Below are 19,572 nucleotides of genomic sequence, written 5' to 3' on the forward strand. Positions count from 1 at the left end.
CATTCCTTTTTAAGGCCCCCAGCAGGGGCCTGATTTTCAACGAATTCGAATAAAATTCACTTAACGATCAACGCAACACCATCAGCAGCGCCAGCACGACAACCGCACCGATGCTCATGGACGCCACATACCAGCGCAGGTAACCGTTCTCGCTGTACAGCAGGCCTTTACCTGCAAAGCGCGAGAGGATCGCCGGGATATTCATCAGGCTGTTCAGCGGGTCGCGCTTCAGCAGCCACGCAATGCCCAGGAACGGCTTAACGAAGATCATGTCGTACAGCCAGTCGAAGCCCCACGCGTTGTACCACCAGGTACCCAGCAGACGGCCCGGCGCGCTGTTGGCAACGGCAGTGACCAGCGTGCGTTTACCCAGCCACAGCCATGCAGCGATCAGGATGCCCGCGATAGCGACCACACCGGAGGTGATTTCAAGCGTCAGAACGCGACCGTGCTCAAGCTCGGTAGTGTCTGGCAGTACGCCCTGCAGCGGAGGCACAATCATCGCGCCAACGAAGGTGGAGAGTACCAGCAGCACAATCAGCGGCAGGTGGTGAGTGATCCCCTTACCTGCGTGAGCGTGAATTTGTTCTTTACCGTGGAATACGATGAAAATCATACGGAAGGTATACAGGGAGGTCATAAACGCACCGACCAGACCCGCAACCATCAGATTGATATGACCATTCGCCATGGCGCCCGCAAGGATTTCGTCCTTACTGAAGAAGCCCGCGGTGATCAGCGGCAGTGCCGCCAGCGCCGCGCCGCCCACCAGGAAGCAAACATACACCAGCGGGATGGACTTACGCAGTCCGCCCATCTTGAAGATGTTCTGTTCGTGATGGCAGGCCAGGATGACGGAACCGGACGAGAGGAACAGCAGCGCTTTAAAGAACGCGTGCGTCATCAGGTGGAAAATGGCCGCGTCCCACGCCTGAACGCCCAGCGCCAGGAACATGTAACCAATCTGGCTCATGGTGGAGTATGCGAGAACACGCTTGATGTCGGTCTGCACCAGCGCAGCAAAGCCCGCCAGCACCAGCGTAACTGCACCGACAATACCCACCAGATGCAGAATTTCCGGGGTCATCAGGAACAGGCCATGGGTACGCGCAATCAGATAAACACCGGCAGTTACCATGGTCGCGGCGTGGATCAGCGCGGAGACAGGGGTTGGACCCGCCATCGCGTCGGCCAGCCAGGTCTGCAACGGCAGCTGTGCGGATTTACCCACGGCACCACCCAGCAGCATCAGCGTTGCCCACCACAGCATGTTGTTGCCTGCTTCGAAGTGCGCCGGCGCCAGTTCCACCATTTCGCGGAAGTTCAGCGTGCCCAGTTCGTTGTAGAGAATGAACAACGCGAACGCGAGGAAGACGTCACCCACGCGGGTCACGACGAACGCTTTCATGGCCGCTGCGCCATTCTTCGGATCGGTATAGTAGAAACCGATCAGCAGGTAAGAACACAGACCCACGCCTTCCCAGCCCAGATACATCAGCAGCAGGTTATCGGCCAACACCAGAACGACCATGCTGGCGATAAACAGGTTGGTGTAGGCGAAGAAGCGGGAGTATCCCTCTTCACCGCGCATGTACCAGGAGGCAAACATGTGGATCAGGAAGCCAACGCCGGTGACCACGGAGAGCATGGTCAGCGAGAGGCCGTCCAACACCAGGTTGAAACCGATGTTGAAATCACCGACCGACATCCACGTCCACAGCGGCACGCTGAAAGGCTGACGCCCGTTGTTAAAGAAGTCGATACCCGCATACGCTGTGACCAGCGCGGCCAGGCCAACAGAGCCCATGCCGACGGTTGCAGACAGATTCTCGGACCAGCGGCCGCGAGAAAACGCCAGCAGCACGAAGCCAATCAGCGGAAAAATAATGGTTAAGGCAAGCATGTTCATCCACGCAACTCACTTACTGAATCGATGTTCAGATTCTGGCGGCGACGATGGAGCTGCAGCAACAGCGCCAGGCCAATACTCGCTTCGGCAGCCGCGAGGCTGATAGCGAGAATGTACATCACCTGACCATCGGTCTGGCCCCAGTAGCTTCCGGCGACCACGAAGGCCAGCGCGGAGGCGTTAATCATGATTTCCAGACCGATCAGCATAAACAGCAGATTGCGGCGGATAACCAGACCGGTCAGACCCAGAACGAATAAAATCGCAGCGAGGATCAGTCCATGTGTTAAGGGGATCATGCGCGCTCCTCCGTTTTTCTTTTCGCGCGGTCGTCAGTGCGGTTGCTCAGCACCTCGCCAGCACGCTCTTCGCGGCCAACGTGGAAAGCTACAACCAGGCCTGCCAGCAACAGCATTGAGGCCAGTTCCACCGCCAGAACGTATGGGCCAAAGAGCGTGATACCCACCTCTTTCGCACCAATCGGCGTGCCGTCGATGCCCTGATCGTTAACACCCAGAATGGCGTAAACGATCACCACCAGCATGATGGCCGACAAAATTGCCGGGCCAATCCACACCTGCGGTTTTAACCACTGACGTTCCTGCTCAATTTCAGAGCCGCCCAGGTTCAGCATCATCACCACGAATACGAACAGCACCATGATGGCCCCGGCGTAGACGATGATTTCCAGCGCACCGGCAAAGTGCGCGCCCAGCGCGAAGAACACCCCGGAAATGGCCAGCAGCGAGATGATTAAGTACAGCAGCGCATGCACCGGATTGGTGTGCGTAATCACTCGCAGCGTGGCCAGGATGGCGATAAGGCCACAGATATAAAAAGCGAATTCCATTGCCCTCTCCTTACGGTAACAGGCTCTTGACGTCGATAGGCTTAGCTTCGTTCTCTGCTTCGCCCTTATCTTTGCCGTCGATTGCCATACCCGCCATCCGGTAGAAGTTATATTCCGGGTATTTGCCCGGACCGGAAATCAGCAGATCCTCTTTCTCGTACACCAGGTCCTGACGCTTGTACTCACCCAGCTCAAAGTCCGGAGTCAGCTGAATCGCCGTGGTTGGGCACGCTTCTTCACACAGACCGCAGAAGATGCAGCGTGAGAAGTTGATGCGGAAGAACTCAGGATACCAGCGGCCGTCTACCGTCTCTGCTTTCTGCAGAGAGATACAGCCGACCGGACACGCTACCGCACACAGGTTACAGGCAACGCAGCGCTCGGAACCGTCCGGGTCGCGCGTCAGCACGATACGGCCACGGTAGCGCGGCGGCAGATATACCGGCTCTTCCGGGTACATCCGGGTTTCGCGTTTGGCAAACGCGTGCAGGCCGATCATCCAGATACTGCGTACCTGGGTACCGAAGCCTACCAGTAATTCTTTTAAGGTCATGGTCTATAGCCCCTTATGGCTGCTGCCAGAGAATGACAGCTGCCGTTACCAACAAGTTGACGAGCGTCAGCGGCAGGCACACTTTCCAGCCGAAGGACATTACCTGGTCATAACGCGGACGCGGTAACGCTGCGCGAATCAAAATGAACATCATCATGAAGAACGCGGTTTTCAGCGCGAACCAGATGAACGGCGGTAAGAACGGGCCATGCCAGCCACCAAAGAACAGCGTTACCATCAACGCGGAAATGGTGACGATACCGATGTACTCGCCCACGAAGAACAGACCGAACTTCATACCGGAATATTCGATGTGGTAACCGTCGGCCAGTTCCTGTTCGGCTTCTGGCTGGTCAAACGGGTGACGGTGACACACGGCCACGCCCGCGATAGCAAAGGTAATAAACCCAAAGAACTGCGGGATAACGTTCCAGATGTCGGCCTGGTTATTGACGATGTCGGTCATGTTGAATGAACCGGCCTGCGCCACCACGCCCATCAGGGAGAGCCCCAGGAACACTTCGTAGCTCAGCGTCTGCGCGGAAGCACGCATCGCACCCAGCAGCGAGTATTTGTTGTTACTGGACCAGCCTGCGAACAGCACCGCGTAAACCGCGAGGCCTGCCATCATCAGGAAGAACAGAATGCCGATGTTCAGGTCAGCAACCACCCAGGTCGGACTGACCGGAACGATAGCAAACGCCAGCAGCAGCGAGGTGAAGGCGATCATCGGAGCCAGAGTAAAGATCACGCGGTCCGAGAAGCGTGGGATCCAGTCCTCTTTAAAGAACATCTTGATCATGTCCGCGACCAGCTGGAGTGAACCACCCCAACCCACGCGGTTCGGTCCGTAACGGTTCTGGAACAGACCGAGCAGACGACGTTCACCAAAGCTCATGAACGCACCGCAGGTGACCACCACCAGCAGGATAACAATCGCTTTCAGAATGCTCAGCAGGATGTCGATAAGATCCGGCGTTAACCAACTCATGCTTTTGCCTCCTGCAGATTATCAAGACGCGCGCCCGCCAGAACCGGCGCGATGCCAGGCATACCCATCGGCAGACCCACCTGCCCTGCTGTCAGACCTTCGGAGATAATCAGCGGCAGGCTGATTGTCTGGCCGTCATAGCTAAAGGCGATGTTCGCGCCCGCGTTAACGCCAAGCTTCGCGGCATCCGCCGGGTTGAGCTTGATGTAAGGCTGCGGCATACGGGTCTGGAAGACCGGTGAACGCTGGGACAGCTCGTCGCTACCGAACAGATGGTAGTACGGCGCAATACGCCACTGACCATCCTGAGCCTGGAAGCTCGCCGGTACGGTCGTGAAGAAATCCAGACCGGTTTCGGAGGCTTCAATCAGACGCACGCCCGGATCGCCGTGGCGCAGGGAGCCACCCACTTCAGCCTGGAACTTGTTCCATGCCTGCGGGGAGTTCCAGCCCGGAGCCCATGCGAACGGGATTTGCGAACGCGGCGCAGACGGCTGGTTGTTCCCTTCCATGGAGAAGGCGAACATGGTGTCTTTATCCTGCGGCTGGCGCGGTTCGTGCACGCTGATGTTGGCGCGCATCGCGGTACGGCCGCTGTAGCGGTGCGGTTCACGCGCCAGTTTCTGGCCACGAATGCGGAAGCTTGCTTCAGGCGCGGCATCTTTAATGCCTGCCAGCTGAGGCAGTTTTTCGACTACCGCGTCGATAACGTGGTCGAGCTGCGTCCAGTCCACTTCACGGCTCTGCACGGTGCTGTGCAGGGAGTGCAGCCAGCGCCAGCTTTCCAGCATCACAGTGTTGCTGTCGTAGTACGCCGGGTCATAAACCTGGAAGAAACGCTGGGCGCGGCCTTCGTTGTTGATAACCGTACCGTCGCTTTCTGCGAAGCTTGCCGCAGAGAGCACCAGGTGTGCTTTGTCCATGATCGCGGTGCGCTGATGGTCAATCACCATTACCAGCGGCGCTTTGGAGAGCGCGGCGTCAACGCGAGCGGCAGACGCATGACGATGCAGGTCGTTTTCCAGCACCACAACGGCGTCAGCGGAACCGGACTCCAGTTCGCTTAATGCTTCTTCCAGCGAACCACCGCCAATCATACCCAGACCGATGCTGTTCACCGCACGGGCAATCATGGTCACGCCAACGTCCGCACCGCGGCCTTTCAGGGCTTTGGCAACGTTTGCTGCCGCCTGAACGATCTCCGCGCTGCCGGCGTTGGTACCGGAAATAATCAGCGGTTTCTTCGCACCCGCCAGGGCCTGAACAATCACGTCGACCTTGTTTTGCAGGTCGCGATCCAGCTCAACGGCTGGGGAGTTGCTGTCCAGCGCGTGGGCAATGGCAAAGCCAAGACGCGCCTGATCTTCAACCGGCGCGCAGTAGGTCCACGCGGCGATATCGTCCAGACGGGTGCTGTCGACGTTGGTCACAAACAGAGGATGCTTCGCGCGCTGGCCAATGTTGAGGATTGCCGCAATCTGCCAGTCGGCCACTTTCTGCGCCGCTGCCATTTCACGCGCTTTGCCCTTCACCGCCTGACGAACCGCCAGAGCCGCGCGTGCGCCGGTCTGCGTCAGGTCTTCACCCAGCACCAGAACCGCATCATAAGATTCGATTTCGCGCAGCGCAGGGGTATGGATACCACCTTCACGCAGCACTTTCAGTACCAGCTGCAGACGTTCCTGCTCGCCCTGGGCGATGCCGGTATAGAAGTTTTCTGCCCCAACCAGCTCACGCAGCGCGAAGTTGCTTTCGATGCTGGCGCGCGGAGAGCCGATACCGATCACTTTCTTCGACTGGCGCAGAATATCTGCCGCGCCCTGCATCGCCTGCTCGGCGTTCAGAGTGATGAAATCGTCGCCACGGCGCTGAACCGGCTGACGCGGACGGTCTTTTAGATTCACATAGCCATAGCCGAAACGACCGCGGTCGCACAGGAAATAGTGGTTAACGGTACCGTTGTAGCGGTTTTCGATACGACGCAGCTCGCCGTAACGCTCACCCGGGCTGGTGTTACAGCCGAGGGAACACTGCTGGCAGATGCTTGGCGCAAACTGCATGTCCCATTTACGGTTGTAACGCTCGGAGTGGGTTTTATCCGTGAATACGCCGGTCGGGCAGATTTCTACCAGGTTACCAGAGAATTCGCTCTCCAGCGTACCGTCTTCAGGACGACCGAAGTAGACGTTGTCATGTGCGCCATACACGCCCAGATCCTGACCGTCTGCATAGTCTTTGTAGTAACGCACGCAGCGGTAGCAGGCGATGCAGCGGTTCATTTCGTGAGAGATGAACGGCCCAAGGTCCTGGTTACGGTGGGTACGCTTGGTAAAGCGATAGCGACGGAAGCTGTGACCGGTCATCACGGTCATATCCTGAAGGTGGCAGTTACCGCCCTCTTCACAAACCGGACAGTCGTGCGGGTGGTTGGTCATCAACCACTCCACCACGCTTTCGCGGAACTGTTTGGCTTCTTCGTCATCAATCGAAATAAAGGTGCCTTCGGTGGCTGGCGTCATACAGGACATCACCAGGCGACCACGCGTGTCTTCCGCGTTTTGATATTGCTTCACCGCACACTGGCGGCAAGCACCGACGCTGCCCAGCGCCGGATGCCAGCAAAAGTACGGAATATCGAGGCCAAGAGACAGACAAGCTTCCAGCAGGTTGTCCGCCCCGTTGACTTCGTATTCTTTGCCGTCTACATGAATCGTAGCCATTAGCATGCTTCCAGTTGGCTCGGCCGAAACCGAGCGTTAATCAAAATTCTGTTTTTACCAGCGCGCTTTCAGCAGGTTCGGCTGAATACCATTAATTGAATGGGTATTGCTGAACGGCTGCTTAATGCCTGCTTCGAATTCGTCGCGGAAATATTTAATCGCGCTCTGCAGCGGCTCGACGGCACCCGGTGCGTGGGCGCAGAAGGTTTTACCTGGCCCTAAGAATCGACACAGTTGCTCAAGCGTCTCGATATCGCCCGGCTGGCCTTCGCCACGCTCAATGGCGCGCAGGATCTTCACGCTCCACGGCAGACCGTCACGGCACGGTGTACACCAGCCGCAGGACTCGCGGGCAAAGAACTCTTCCAGGTTACGCACCAGCGAGACCATGCCGATCTCGTGGTCGACGGCCATCGCCAGCGCCGTACCCAGACGGCTGCCCGCTTTACCAATGCTTTCGAATTCCATCGGCAGGTCAAGGTGGGCTTCGGTCAGGAAGTCTGTCCCTGCCCCACCCGGCTGCCAGGCTTTAAATTTCAGGCCATCGCGCATGCCGCCGGCGTAGTCTTCAAGAATTTCGCGTGCGGTGGTACCGAACGGCAGTTCCCAGACGCCAGGATTCTTCACGCGACCGGAGAAACCCATCAGCTTGGTACCGGCATCCTTGCTTGAGGAGATGCCCTGATACCACTCCACGCCGTTCGCGAGGATCGCCGGAACGTTACACAGGGTTTCGACGTTGTTGACGCAGGTCGGTTTACCCCACACGCCGGAGCTTGCCGGGAACGGTGGCTTGGAACGCGGATTCGCGCGGCGGCCTTCGAGGGAGTTAATCAGCGCGGTTTCTTCACCGCAGATATAACGCCCGGCACCGGTGTGCACGAACAGTTCGAAGTCAAAGCCGGTACCCAGGATGTTTTTACCCAGCAGACCCGCCTCTGTCGCTTCGGCAATCGCGCGACGCAGGTTTTCTGCCGCTTCGATGTACTCACCGCGCAGGAAGATGTAGCCACGGTACGCTTTCAGCGCGAACGCGGAGATCAGCATGCCTTCCACCAGCAGGTGCGGCAGCTGCTCCATCAGCAGGCGGTCTTTATAGGTGCCCGGCTCCATTTCATCGGCGTTACACAGCAGGTAACGGATGTTCATGGATTCGTCTTTTGGCATCAGGCTCCACTTCAGGCCAGTGGAGAAACCCGCGCCGCCGCGGCCTTTCAGGCCGGAATCTTTTACCGCGTTAACGATGTCGTCCGGCGCCATGCCGCCAAGGGCTTTACGCGCGCCGGCATAGCCGTTTTTGCTCTGGTATTCGTCGAGCCATACCGGCTGTTTGTCATCGCGCAGACGCCAGGTCAGCGGATGCGTCTCAGCAGTACGAATTACAGTTTTCATTTGTACTGCTCCAGCAGGTCAGGAATCGCTTCCGGCGTCAGATGGCTGTGAGTGTCCTCATCAATCATCATGGTCGGCCCCTTGTCGCAGTTACCCAGGCAGCAGGTTGGCAGCAGAGTAAAGCGTCCATCGAACGTGGTCTGGCCCGGCTTGATATTGAGCTTCTTCTCAATCGCAGCCTGAATGCCCTGATAACCGGTGATGTGGCAGACAACGCTGTCACAGTAGCGGATCACATGGCGGCCAACCGGCTGACGGAAGATCTGGCTGTAGAACGTGGCTACGCCTTCTACGTCGCTTGCCGGAATACCCAGCACTTTAGCGATCGCATAGATCGCCCCATCCGGCACCCAACCACGCTGTTTCTGTACGATTTTCAGCGCTTCAATGGACGCCGCACGCGGGTCTTCGTAGTGGTGCATCTCGTGCTCAATGGCGGCACGCTCTGCTTCACTCAGCTCAAAAGCCTCGGTTTGTGGTTGTTGATTCTCGTGCATAATTAGCGGTCCACATCTGACATAACAAAATCGATACTACCCAGATACACAATCAGGTCGGAGACCAGACTGCCGCGGATGGCGGACGGGATCTGCTGCAGGTGCGCAAAGCTCGGCGTACGCACGCGGGTACGGTAGCTCATGGTGCTGCCGTCACTGGTCAGGTAGTAACTGTTAATACCCTTGGTCGCTTCAATCATCTGGAAGGATTCTTGCGCCGGCATGACCGGACCCCAGGAAACCTGCAGGAAGTGGGTGATCAGGGTTTCGATATGCTGCAGCGTGCGCTCTTTCGGTGGCGGCGTCGTCAGCGGGTGATCCGCCTTGAACGGGCCTTCCGGCATGTTGTTGAGGCACTGCTCAAGGATGCGCAGACTCTGGCGCAGCTCTTCCACTTTCAGCATCACGCGGGTGTAGCAGTCGGAAACGCCGCCGCCAACCGGGACTTCAAAGTCGAAGTTTTCGTAACCAGAGTAAGGACGGGCTTTACGCACGTCGAAATCAATACCGGTCGCGCGCAGGCCAGCACCTGTGGTACCCCACTCCAGCGCTTCTTTCGCGCCGTAAGCAGCAACGCCCTGGGAACGGCCTTTCAGGATGGTGTTGCGCAGCGCGGCTTTCTCGTAGGAGGCCAGACGTTTTGGCATCCAGTCGAGGAATTCACGCAGCAGGCGGTCCCAGCCGCGCGGCAGATCGTGTGCCACGCCGCCGATACGGAACCAGGCCGGGTGCATACGGAAACCGGTAATCGCTTCCACCAGATCGTAGATTTTCTGACGATCGGTAAAGGCAAAGAAGACCGGAGTCATCGCGCCGACGTCCTGAATGAAGGTGGAGATGTACAGCAGGTGGCTGTTGATGCGGAACAGTTCTGACAACATCACGCGAATCACGTTAACGCGATCCGGTACGGTGATGCCTGCCAGTTTCTCAACGGCCAGCACGTATGGCATCTCGTTTACGCAGCCGCCGAGGTACTCGATACGGTCGGTATACGGAATGTAGCTGTGCCAGGACTGACGCTCGCCCATCTTCTCAGCACCGCGGTGGTGATAGCCGATGTCAGGCACGCAGTCGACAATCTCTTCGCCATCAAGCTGAAGAATAATACGGAACGCACCGTGCGCAGACGGGTGGTTTGGACCGAGGTTGAGGAACATGAAGTCCTCGTTTTCGGTACCGCGCTTCATGCCCCAGTCTTCCGGCTTGAAGGTCAGTGCTTCCATCTCCAGATCCTGCTTGGCTTTGGTCAGCTCAAACGGATCGAATTCGGTTGCACGTGCCGGGTAGTCTTTACGCAGCGGGTGGCCGGTCCAGGTCTGCGGCATCATGATGCGCGTCAGATGCGGGTGGCCGTCGAAGGTCATGCCGAACATTTCCCAGGTTTCACGCTCGTACCAGTTGGCGTTCGGGAAAAGTTTGGTGATCGTCGGCAGATGCATGTCGTTTTCAGACAATGCCACCTTGAGCATGATATCCGTGTTGCGGTCTATTGAGATCAGGTGGTAGAAAACGGAAAAATCCGCAGCAGGGAGACCCTGGCGGTGCGTACGCAGACGTTCGTCCATGCCGTGTAAGTCAAACAGCATGACGTAAGGTTTTGGCAATTTCTTGAGGAAATCGACAACTTCCAGCAATTGCTCACGCTTCACCCAAACAACGGGTACCCCGGTGCGGGTCGCCTGAACGGTAAAGGCATCCGGCCCAAAACGGTTGCGCAGTTCGCCAATGACGGGGTCATCAAGATGATCCCGGGTCTGCCAGGCGGCTTCTTGCGCGGTTAAGTCGGTCATATTGTTCACCATTGCAAATGGTCCGTGGTGACTGTTAAGCCTGGCTTCGCGCTATTTGAGTAGTGATATGCGAAGGTTTTCTCCAGGCCTACAGGCGCAAATTAAATTTCGTCAGGCGTACGCAGGTTGGTGACGGCAATACGTTCACCACGTTTACGCTCGCGCTCAGACTGCATGTTCGCGCGATAGACACCCTGATCGCCAACAACCCATGAAAGCGGGCGACGTTCTTTACCGATAGACTCCTGCAGCAGCATCAGCGCCTGCATGTAGGCTTCTGGACGCGGCGGACAGCCCGGAATGTAAACATCCACCGGAATGAACTTATCAACGCCCTGCACGACGGAATAAATGTCGTACATACCGCCAGAGTTTGCACATGCGCCCATGGAAATAACCCATTTTGGCTCCAGCATCTGGTCATACAGACGCTGAATAACAGGTGCCATCTTGGTAAAGCAGGTACCGGCTACCACCATCAGGTCAGCCTGACGCGGGGAAGCACGCAGTACCTCGGCCCCAAAACGCGCAACGTCATGCACCGCAGTGAATGACGTCACCATTTCAACGTAGCAGCAAGAAAGACCAAAGTTGTATGGCCAGATAGAGTTCTTACGACCCCAGTTGACCATATCGTGCATGGCATGTTCGAGTTTGCCCATGTACACGCTTTTATTGACTTCTTGCTCCAGGGGGTCGGTTACGATCTCCTGTTTTTGCAGGGGGTAACGGTCATTCTCACCGTTAGGATCTATGCGGGTGAGCGTATAATCCATCTTATTGCCTCGCTGTTACTGCTGACGATTAGAGATACTGTTTTCCGGGTTGATGTGTTCACGACGTGAACGCGCAGGCGTCCAGTCAAGCGCGCCAATACGCACCAGATAAACCAGACCGGCCAGTAACACTAAAATGAAAATTGCGGCCTCGACAAAGCCCACCCAACCACTTTCGCGAATGGAGGTCGACCATGCGAACAGGTAGAGCGCTTCCACGTCGAAGATGACGAAGAACATCGCTACCAGATAGAACTTGGCAGACAGGCGTAAGCGAGCGGAACCTACTGAATCAATACCTGATTCGAAAGGTGTGTTTTTGTGCCTTGCACGGGCGCGACCGCCCAGGAACCAGCCGCCGACTAACATCAGGCAGCACAGGCCAATGGCTACAATAAGAAAGATTGCGAATGCCCAGTGATGAGCGATGACTTCTGTGGATGTTGACATACTCATTGCTTACTCATCAAAAGTGATACCAACGACACTGCTCTTGCTGGCAGATGGGCATCACATCGATTCATGGGGAGGAACAAATAACCTTACACTAACTGTCTGAAATGAGACGTAGACAGCAAAATGATGGGGTTTTTTACTCCTTTCTATAACCTATTGTCAACTTTAACAAAGGTTTCTTCACATTAAATTACATCGAGCGATTCTCATTAACATTTGGTGCCCTTTAACCCTGGTGGTTACCGGACTTTTCGTCAAATGTGTGTTGTTGAATCGTGTCCGTTTTGGAAGTAAAAAAAATAACCCTCCTATTTTGACAGGATTTGCCAACGATTCCTCCCCCCAAATAGGAGTATTTTCTTGATCTGAGACACGCTTTTGTTAATTCAACCAAAAAACCGGCAACATATTTGCTGCTTTTTTAACATTGAGGGACTATGGACGAAGTTAGAACGCAAAACGAACAATATTTAAGCGGAAGCATTTACCTCTTTGATATGTATGATCTCTTTATGAAAACCTGGTGACGAATGGGGATAATATTGTCAAAAAAAAGCCACTGCGTGCGAAAACGACACGAGTGGCTTTTTTTTACACTTACAATTTGTTACCAGAATTTTGAGCTTTTGATCACTCAAAGTCACCTTCTACGATCAGGGAATCATCCCCCCCTTCGGAGGTAACATGCTCAAACTGCCACGGGTTGTGGTAGTTTTGCATCGCCTCAAACACCACCTTTGCCAACTCGTTGTGACTGGCCGCGTTATGGCAAAGCAGGTACTCGGTATCCGGCAGCGCAGGGAGCCCATCTGATTTACCGAGAACGCGCAGATCGGGGCTCATCATCTCCACCGGACGGGCCGTGACGCCAAGACCGGCTTTCACCGCGGCACGCACCGCGGGCAATGTAGATGCCACATAGGCCAGACGCCACGGAATGTTGGCTTCATTTAACGCCGTTAGCACCATATCGCGGAAGGGACTCGGATCGTCCAGTAAAACCAGCGGTACCGGCTCCCCTTTTTGCAGCACATATTCAGCCGCGCAATACCAGTGCGTTGGCGATGTGCGCAACGTCAGACAATCAAACTGCCCGGGACGATGCGTCGTGACCACCAGGTCGACCTTATTCTCATTTAACATCTCAACCATAAAGGCATTACGTTTTACGCTAACATCCAGCGCAAGCTTCGGATAAACCGAGCTAATTCGATTGAGAAGAAACGGCAAAATAGTATCCGCTGACTCATCAGATGCCCCTAAAGTTAACACCCCCTGAAGGTTGCTAAACATTAATGACATACATGCTTCATCATTAAAGCGAAGAATTTTCCTGGCATAACCCAGTAGCTGAATACCGTGTTCCGTTAAGAGCTTATTACGCCCGTGACGGGCAAAAAGCTCTTTCCCAACCAGTTGCTCCAGCCGCTGCATTTGCTGGCTAACGGCGGACTGAGTTCGGCAGACGGCGGCAGCAGCTGCTGCAAAAGTGTTGAGATCGGCGACCGCAACAAACGTTCTCAGCAGATCGAGGTCGAGATTCATTATCGGACGATTTGCATTTATCATATCTATTCACTTTCAGGTTGCTCGTGCGGAGCTGCCCGGGTTGAAGCTGTGTGTAACAGTTAAGCAATTCCTTCTGAAGGTTTTCCCTCGCATCCCGGCCCGGCAGACTGCCTGACAGATAGTTATTGTGCTGCTTTATATCAACAGTCAGAAAGCACGTTTCATGACGTTATTTTTATTCTCTTAAACGTTCAGGATATTTAGATGTTCGCAGGTTTATGTAAATTACATTAAAGGCGTAACACTTTTTCTGCCATCTTTATCGCAGCGCTGTCAACGTAGCAGGAGATGTTTGACACATTCCAGCCAGAGATAACTCCAACAATAACAATCAATTAAATCAGAAAGCCAGTTTGAGATATACAAAGCTTGTGCATCTTTCTTCTGCTTTCCTTAAAGACATCTTAACCCAAATCCACTTTATTTATAAGTCTTATTGCAATATTCAGGATTAAGGAGGTTTGTTAAGCTTCTCAACTAATTTTATTAAAATTAACTAAAGTTGCATTTTGTTCGCTAATAATAAATAAATTTTAATTTTGATTAAAGCCATTCATTAATAACACTTAACATTAATTTCACATGATTAACTTTTAGCCGCTTCGGGCTATTACTGCAAGATTTTTCCAACACTCAGGTTTTACGAAAAGTCACTTAGCGTGACTTCTGTCTCCTTCCTGAGCGCCATTTATTTTACATCAGAACAATATACATAATTAATAGAATTATACAGCATAATTAACCTTAAACAGCGACCAGATCAATACGTTAAGTCCGCAAAATCGTCAACGACCAGCCAAATAGATTCATCAGAAATTCGCATCGTGCACAAAATCTTCTCCTGTACACCCTTCAAAACGGAGCGAGGGGGGAGTACATTATTCCGTGCTGACTTCCACGGCAGGGAGTGGCAATAATAGCGAAAAGGTTAAAGGTTCATGTCCCCTATCGAAAAATCCAGCAAGCTAGATAACGTCTGTTATGACATCCGTGGCCCGGTTCTGAAAGAGGCAAAACGCCTTGAAGAAGAAGGCAATAAGGTTCTGAAGCTCAACATTGGTAACCCCGCGCCATTTGGTTTTGACGCGCCGGATGAGATTCTGGTTGATGTGATCCGCAACCTGCCTACGGCACAAGGCTATTGCGATTCAAAGGGACTTTACTCGGCACGTAAAGCCATTATGCAGCACTACCAGGCGCGCGGTATGCGTGACGTTACCGTCGAAGATATTTACATTGGCAACGGCGTCTCCGAACTGATCGTTCAGGCCATGCAGGCGCTGCTGAACAGCGGCGACGAAATGCTGGTTCCCGCGCCGGACTACCCGCTATGGACGGCTGCCGTATCACTCTCCAGCGGTAAAGCGGTACATTATCTTTGCGACGAATCTTCTGACTGGTTCCCGGATCTGGATGACATTCGCGCGAAAATCACGCCTCGCACGCGTGGGATTGTGATCATCAACCCGAACAACCCAACGGGTGCGGTCTATTCAAAAGAGCTGCTGATGGAGATCGTGGAGATCGCCCGCCAGCACAACCTGATCATCTTCGCTGACGAAATCTACGACAAGATCCTCTATGACGCGGCACAACACCACTCTATCGCCGCGCTGGCCCCGGACCTGCTGACCGTCACCTTCAACGGCCTGTCTAAAACCTACCGCGTGGCCGGTTTCCGTCAGGGCTGGATGGTGCTGAACGGCCCGAAAAAACACGCTAAAGGCTATATTGAAGGGCTTGAGATGCTGGCGTCGATGCGTCTTTGCGCTAACGTGCCTGCGCAGCACGCGATCCAGACGGCGCTGGGCGGATACCAGAGCATCAGCGAGTTTATTGTCCCTGGCGGTCGCCTGTACGAACAGCGTAACCGCGCATGGGAACTGATCAACGATATTCCGGGCGTCTCCTGCGTGAAGCCGAACGGGGCGCTGTATATGTTCCCTAAAATCGACGCGAAGCGCTTCAATATTCATGACGATCAGAAAATGGTGCTCGATTTCCTGCTGCAGGAAAAAGTGCTGCTGGTTCAGGGGACGGCGTTTAACTGGCCGTGGCCGGACCACGTGCGTATCGTAACCTTGCCGCGCGAAGACGATCTCGAAATGGCCATCAGCCGCTTCGGGCGATTCCTCTCTGGGTACCATCAGTAATCTTAAAATCAGGCTACTTCGGTAGCCTGATTTGCATCTTCCCTCCCCTCCCCGCACAATGAAGTCCTGTCGCAGTGAAGACAAAAGGTAACCTATGAGTCAGAGCCATTTCTTTGCCCACCTCTCCCGCCTGAAACTGATCAACCGCTGGCCGCTAATGCGCAACGTACGTACAGAGAACGTGTCTGAGCACAGCCTGCAGGTTGCTATGGTCGCTCATGCGCTGGCTGCCATTAAGAACCGCAAATTTAACGGGCAGGTGAATGCCGAGCGCATCGCTCTGCTGGCGATGTACCACGACGCATCAGAGGTGCTGACCGGCGACCTGCCTACGCCAGTGAAATATTTCAACTCGCAGATTGCACAGGAATATAAGGCTATCGAGAAGATTGCCCAGCATAAGCTTATCGAGATGGTGCCCGAAGAGCTGCGCGATATCTTTGAACCGCTCATCGACGAGCATCAGTATTCGGAAGAGGAAAAGTCGCTGGTCAAGCAGGCCGACGCGCTGTGCGCCTATCTGAAGTGTCTGGAAGAGCTGTCTGCGGGCAATAATGAGTTTTTACTGGCTAAAACGCGTCTGGAAAAAACGCTGGAATCCCGCCGCAGCGAAGAGATGGACTATTTCATGCAGGTATTTGTACCGAGCTTCCATCTGTCGCTGGACGAGATTAGCCAGGATTCACCGCTTTAACTATTTGCCCAGCGGCGCTGTGCTTGCAGGGCCTACGCGTCATGTAGGCCAGGTAAGGCGCAGCCGCCACCCGGCGATGTTCTCAGAACGGGAATAAAACCGGAATTAACACCACGCACACCACCATCACCAGTACGGTGAACGGCACGCCCAGCTTCACGAAATCGCTGAACTTATAATTCCCCGGCCCCAGCACCAGCGTGTTAACCGGCGAAGAAACCGGCGTCATAAACGCCGCGGACGCCGCCATCGCGACCATCATCGCAAACGGATACGGCGACACGCCCATGGATTTCGCCATCGCCAGCGCAATAGGCGCCATCAGCACCGCCGTCGCGGTGTTGGAGATAAACAACCCGATCGTGGCGCACATGACAAACAGACAGACCATCATCATGTACGGACCATACCCACCGCCCACGTCCATCAAGCCTTTTACGATCAGATCCACCCCGCCGGTTTTTTGCAGTGCGAGGGCAAAAGGCATCATCCCAACGATAAGAATAATGCTCGGCCAGTGAATGGCTTTATACGCGCTTTCGGCGTCAATACAGCGGAATTTCCCCATCAGCAGGCAGGCGATAATGGCCGCGACCGGATTAGGGATTTCATCGGTCAGCATCAGCGCCACCATCAGCACCAGACAGAAAATCGCATGCGGTGCCTGGCTGTGCGCCGGTGACGCATCGCTCTCTTCGACCGGCATGTTGAGCACCACAAAATCACGTCCTTTTTGTCCGAGCTGGCTTATCAGCTTCCAGTTGCCGACGACGAGAAAGATATCGCCCAGCAGGATCGGCTCATCGACGACGGCCCCCTCCATCGCCACGCCATCACGCTTCAGCCCCACGACGTTCAAGCCATAGCGGGTACGGAACCCCATTTCACGCACGGTTTTACCCAACAGTTCCGATTCCGGTATCAGCGACACTTCGGCCATGCCCACATCCAGCGCCTGATCGGAAAAATACTCGCCGCGCAGCACCATCGGCTCCAGCAGCTGTTCGCTGCAAAACTCACGCAGATCCACCTCCGCGGTAGACATATCGATCAGCAGAACGTCTCGCGCCCGAAATTCCGACACCCCGTTAACGTTGACGATCACCCGGCGAAAACGGCGCCAGCGCTCTACGCCAATTACGTTCGCGCCATAACGCTCGCGCAACTTAAGGTCGTCGAGCCGCTGGCCAACCATCGGCGAGCCGGGGCGAATGGCCAGACGCCGCGCCCGCCCGGAGAGACGGTACTCCCTGATCAGATCGCGGAAGGTACGTCGCTTCCACCCCTCTTTGTTCTTATCCTGTTTGTCGCCTTTCAGGGCAAAACGGGTCAGCAGCATATAGATCACGCCCATCGCCAGAATCACCAGCCCAAGCGGGGTGACGCTGAAAAAGCTGAAGCCCTGAAATCCTTCCCGAAGCAGCTCGCTGTTGACGACCAGGTTCGGCGGCGTCGCCACCAGCGTCATCATACCGCTGATCAAACCGGCAAAGCTCAGGGGCATCATCAGGCGCGACGGCGAGCTCTGCATCCGCATGGAGACGCTCAGCACCACCGGGATAAAAATGGCGACCACGCCCGTTGAGCTCATAAATGCCCCCAGACCGGCGACCGTCAGCATCAGATAGATCAGCATTTTGGTTTCACTGCTGCCGGCCACCTTGACCAGCCACGCGCCCATGATGGTTGCCACGCCGGTGCGCACAAGGCCGTCGCCGATGATAAACAGGGCGGCAATCAGGATAACGTTGGGGTCGCTGAACCCGGAGAAGGCTTCCGGTAGCGTGAGCGTGCCGCTCAGCACAAACGCGACAATGACAAACAGGGCAACGGCATCCATGCGCACCTTGCCTGTGGCGAAGAGAATAATGGCGATTAAAAGCAGGCTCAGAACCCAGATCAGTTCACCGTTCACAACCTATCCTTGTCAGTTGAAGATGAGAAATTCTGCCATAAAAAAGCCCCAGCAGCGTGGGGCTATATCATGGGATTACATTTTTAGCGAGACGGTTACAACTCCATCGGGTGCTTTTGACACCGCCAGCGCCGTCAGGGAATTAATCACAAAGTCAGCCTCGTCCAGGCGTGGGGACCCCGCCGGAACGTTTACGGCAATGACGCGGCTACCGGCGTTCAGCCCGGCCAGCACGCCAGCGGCCGCATCTTCCACCACCACGCACTCTGCAGGCGCGAAGCCCAGCATTTCTGCACCAAGCAGAAACGCATCCGGCTCCGGCTTGCCGCGTTTGACGCGCTCTGCCGTAATGAACACCTCTGGCTTCGGTAAGCCAGCCGCCTTATGGCGGGCATGAGCGACCGGAACAGAGCCGGAGGTAACAATCGCCCACGGGATATGCGCTTCATTCAGATGCTCAAGCAGTTCGCGCGCCCCGGGCAGCGCGGTAATGCCCTCGGTATCGGTGGCCTCAATCTGCTCCAGGTATTTGAACTCCGCCTGGATCTCCTCCTCAGAACGCCCCGCTAAGAAGTGCCGCAAAGAGGTAATGGCCTGTTTGCCATGGATAAAATTCAGCACGTCCTGATGATCGATGCCGTGCCGGTCGGCCCAGTGGCACCACGAGCGCTCCACAACCGGCAGCGAATCCACCAGCGTACCGTCCAAATCAAACAGAAAACCTTTACACTGCACACGCACCTCCGTCAGGCATTAATAATTTGTTGAATTTCGTTGCTGCTTAAATGGTACTGGCGCGGGCAGGCGTGCCACGCGCTCAGCATACGCTGGTATTTATCCCACATAGGGGTCTGGGCGTTGAAACCGTGCGTACCCGCATCAAAGTGGGTGTAACGCCCTTCGGTGTTCACCATAAAGCGCACGTAGCTCAGATAGCGCGCTTCCGTCGCTGCATCAAAGCCTAAGAAGGTGACGCGGCGTTCGTCAATGGACTGCTGGTCTTTGAGATTCGTCCAGGACACATGCAGGGCGTGGTACATCTCCATAATGTCGATCACGACGCGGCAGGTTTCTTCTTTCAGCTCGCCAAATTCGCGGTCCAGTTCACGCATTTGCAAACCGAACCCTCGTTCGACGATGGTCTGCAGGCGGCTGTAGCGCGCAGCGTTATCGGGATCAAGCATAGTCATCATCTTGTACTGGTTAGACAAAATCAGACGTTGAGCATGGGTCATTTCCATCTTTCGACTCCTGTAGCGCATTGCACTGTAAAAAAAAGACACGGTAACGGTTTGTTACTGTGC

Annotated in this window: 17 protein-coding genes; 2 read left to right on the plus strand and 15 right to left on the minus strand. The window is 55.1% G+C overall.

What is annotated here, in order from left to right:
- Window positions 1–67: 67 nt before the first annotated feature.
- The 12 genes from nuoL to lrhA form a co-directional block, all read right to left on the minus strand.
- A complete protein-coding gene (gene nuoL, locus AC4ICF_RS16130) occupies window positions 68–1,909 on the minus strand; it encodes an NADH-quinone oxidoreductase subunit L (RefSeq protein WP_061097545.1) in 1,842 nt (613 codons plus the stop codon).
- Window positions 1,906–2,208 carry an NADH-quinone oxidoreductase subunit NuoK gene (gene nuoK, locus AC4ICF_RS16135; protein ID WP_003861496.1) on the minus strand — a complete coding sequence of 101 codons (303 nt, stop codon included), beginning with the start codon at window positions 2,206–2,208 and terminating at the stop codon, window positions 1,906–1,908. The genes nuoL and nuoK overlap by 4 nt, the downstream gene beginning before the upstream one ends.
- Window positions 2,205–2,759, minus strand: a complete 555-nt coding sequence (gene nuoJ, locus AC4ICF_RS16140; RefSeq protein WP_008500212.1) for an NADH-quinone oxidoreductase subunit J — start codon at window positions 2,757–2,759, stop codon at window positions 2,205–2,207. The genes nuoK and nuoJ overlap by 4 nt, the downstream gene beginning before the upstream one ends.
- A 10-nt stretch (window positions 2,760–2,769) precedes the next feature.
- The gene (nuoI, locus tag AC4ICF_RS16145) at window positions 2,770–3,312 is read right to left on the minus strand and encodes an NADH-quinone oxidoreductase subunit NuoI (RefSeq protein WP_003861491.1); all 543 of its coding nucleotides are present in this window, start codon (window positions 3,310–3,312) and stop codon (window positions 2,770–2,772) included.
- 13 nt (window positions 3,313–3,325) lie between these two features.
- The gene (nuoH, locus tag AC4ICF_RS16150) at window positions 3,326–4,303 is read right to left on the minus strand and encodes an NADH-quinone oxidoreductase subunit NuoH (protein WP_008500211.1); all 978 of its coding nucleotides are present in this window, start codon (window positions 4,301–4,303) and stop codon (window positions 3,326–3,328) included.
- Window positions 4,300–7,023: an NADH-quinone oxidoreductase subunit NuoG gene (gene nuoG / locus AC4ICF_RS16155; RefSeq protein WP_163330272.1), complete on the minus strand. Its 2,724-nt coding sequence runs from the start codon at window positions 7,021–7,023 to the stop codon at window positions 4,300–4,302. The genes nuoH and nuoG overlap by 4 nt, the downstream gene beginning before the upstream one ends.
- Window positions 7,024–7,077: 54 nt before the next feature.
- On the minus strand, window positions 7,078–8,415 hold the full coding sequence (gene nuoF / locus AC4ICF_RS16160) for an NADH-quinone oxidoreductase subunit NuoF (protein ID WP_006811381.1): 1,338 nt from the start codon (window positions 8,413–8,415) through the stop codon (window positions 7,078–7,080).
- Window positions 8,412–8,912: an NADH-quinone oxidoreductase subunit NuoE gene (nuoE, locus tag AC4ICF_RS16165; protein ID WP_008500208.1), complete on the minus strand. Its 501-nt coding sequence runs from the start codon at window positions 8,910–8,912 to the stop codon at window positions 8,412–8,414. Before nuoE ends, nuoF begins: the two co-directional genes overlap by 4 nt.
- A 2-nt stretch (window positions 8,913–8,914) precedes the next feature.
- A complete protein-coding gene (gene nuoC / locus AC4ICF_RS16170; RefSeq protein ID WP_028013933.1) occupies window positions 8,915–10,717 on the minus strand; it encodes an NADH-quinone oxidoreductase subunit C/D in 1,803 nt (600 codons plus the stop codon).
- Window positions 10,718–10,806: 89 nt separating this feature from the next.
- Window positions 10,807–11,481, minus strand: coding sequence for an NADH-quinone oxidoreductase subunit NuoB (nuoB, locus tag AC4ICF_RS16175; protein ID WP_003861482.1), 675 nt, complete (start codon window positions 11,479–11,481; stop codon window positions 10,807–10,809).
- A gap of 15 nt (window positions 11,482–11,496) precedes the next feature.
- On the minus strand, window positions 11,497–11,937 hold the full coding sequence (gene nuoA / locus AC4ICF_RS16180; RefSeq protein WP_014171000.1) for an NADH-quinone oxidoreductase subunit NuoA: 441 nt from the start codon (window positions 11,935–11,937) through the stop codon (window positions 11,497–11,499).
- 630 nt (window positions 11,938–12,567) lie between these two features.
- Entirely contained in the window at window positions 12,568–13,506 is a 939-nt protein-coding gene (gene lrhA, locus AC4ICF_RS16185) for a transcriptional regulator LrhA (RefSeq protein WP_116338570.1), read from the minus strand.
- Window positions 13,507–14,444: 938 nt separating this feature from the next.
- Between lrhA and alaA the strand changes: the two genes are divergently transcribed.
- A complete protein-coding gene (gene alaA, locus AC4ICF_RS16190; protein ID WP_111962578.1) occupies window positions 14,445–15,659 on the plus strand; it encodes an alanine transaminase AlaA in 1,215 nt (404 codons plus the stop codon).
- A 94-nt stretch (window positions 15,660–15,753) separates the two neighbouring features.
- A complete protein-coding gene (yfbR, locus tag AC4ICF_RS16195) occupies window positions 15,754–16,353 on the plus strand; it encodes a 5'-deoxynucleotidase (RefSeq protein ID WP_316379334.1) in 600 nt (199 codons plus the stop codon).
- 82 nt (window positions 16,354–16,435) lie between these two features.
- On the opposite strand, the gene AC4ICF_RS16200 is transcribed toward yfbR, so the two are convergent.
- The 3 genes from AC4ICF_RS16200 to AC4ICF_RS16210 all read right to left on the minus strand — a co-directional run bounded on the left by AC4ICF_RS16200 (window position 16,436) and on the right by AC4ICF_RS16210 (window position 19,509).
- Window positions 16,436–18,268, minus strand: coding sequence for an SLC13 family permease (locus tag AC4ICF_RS16200; protein ID WP_116338566.1), 1,833 nt, complete (start codon window positions 18,266–18,268; stop codon window positions 16,436–16,438).
- Window positions 18,269–18,343: 75 nt separating this feature from the next.
- Window positions 18,344–19,003: a sugar phosphatase gene (locus AC4ICF_RS16205; protein ID WP_316379333.1), complete on the minus strand. Its 660-nt coding sequence runs from the start codon at window positions 19,001–19,003 to the stop codon at window positions 18,344–18,346.
- 11 nt (window positions 19,004–19,014) lie between these two features.
- Entirely contained in the window at window positions 19,015–19,509 is a 495-nt protein-coding gene (locus tag AC4ICF_RS16210) for a YfbU family protein (protein ID WP_163330273.1), read from the minus strand.
- Window positions 19,510–19,572 lie beyond the last annotated feature (63 nt).

Source organism: Enterobacter sp. ECC_219_Taxon_10 (assembly GCF_058354905.1).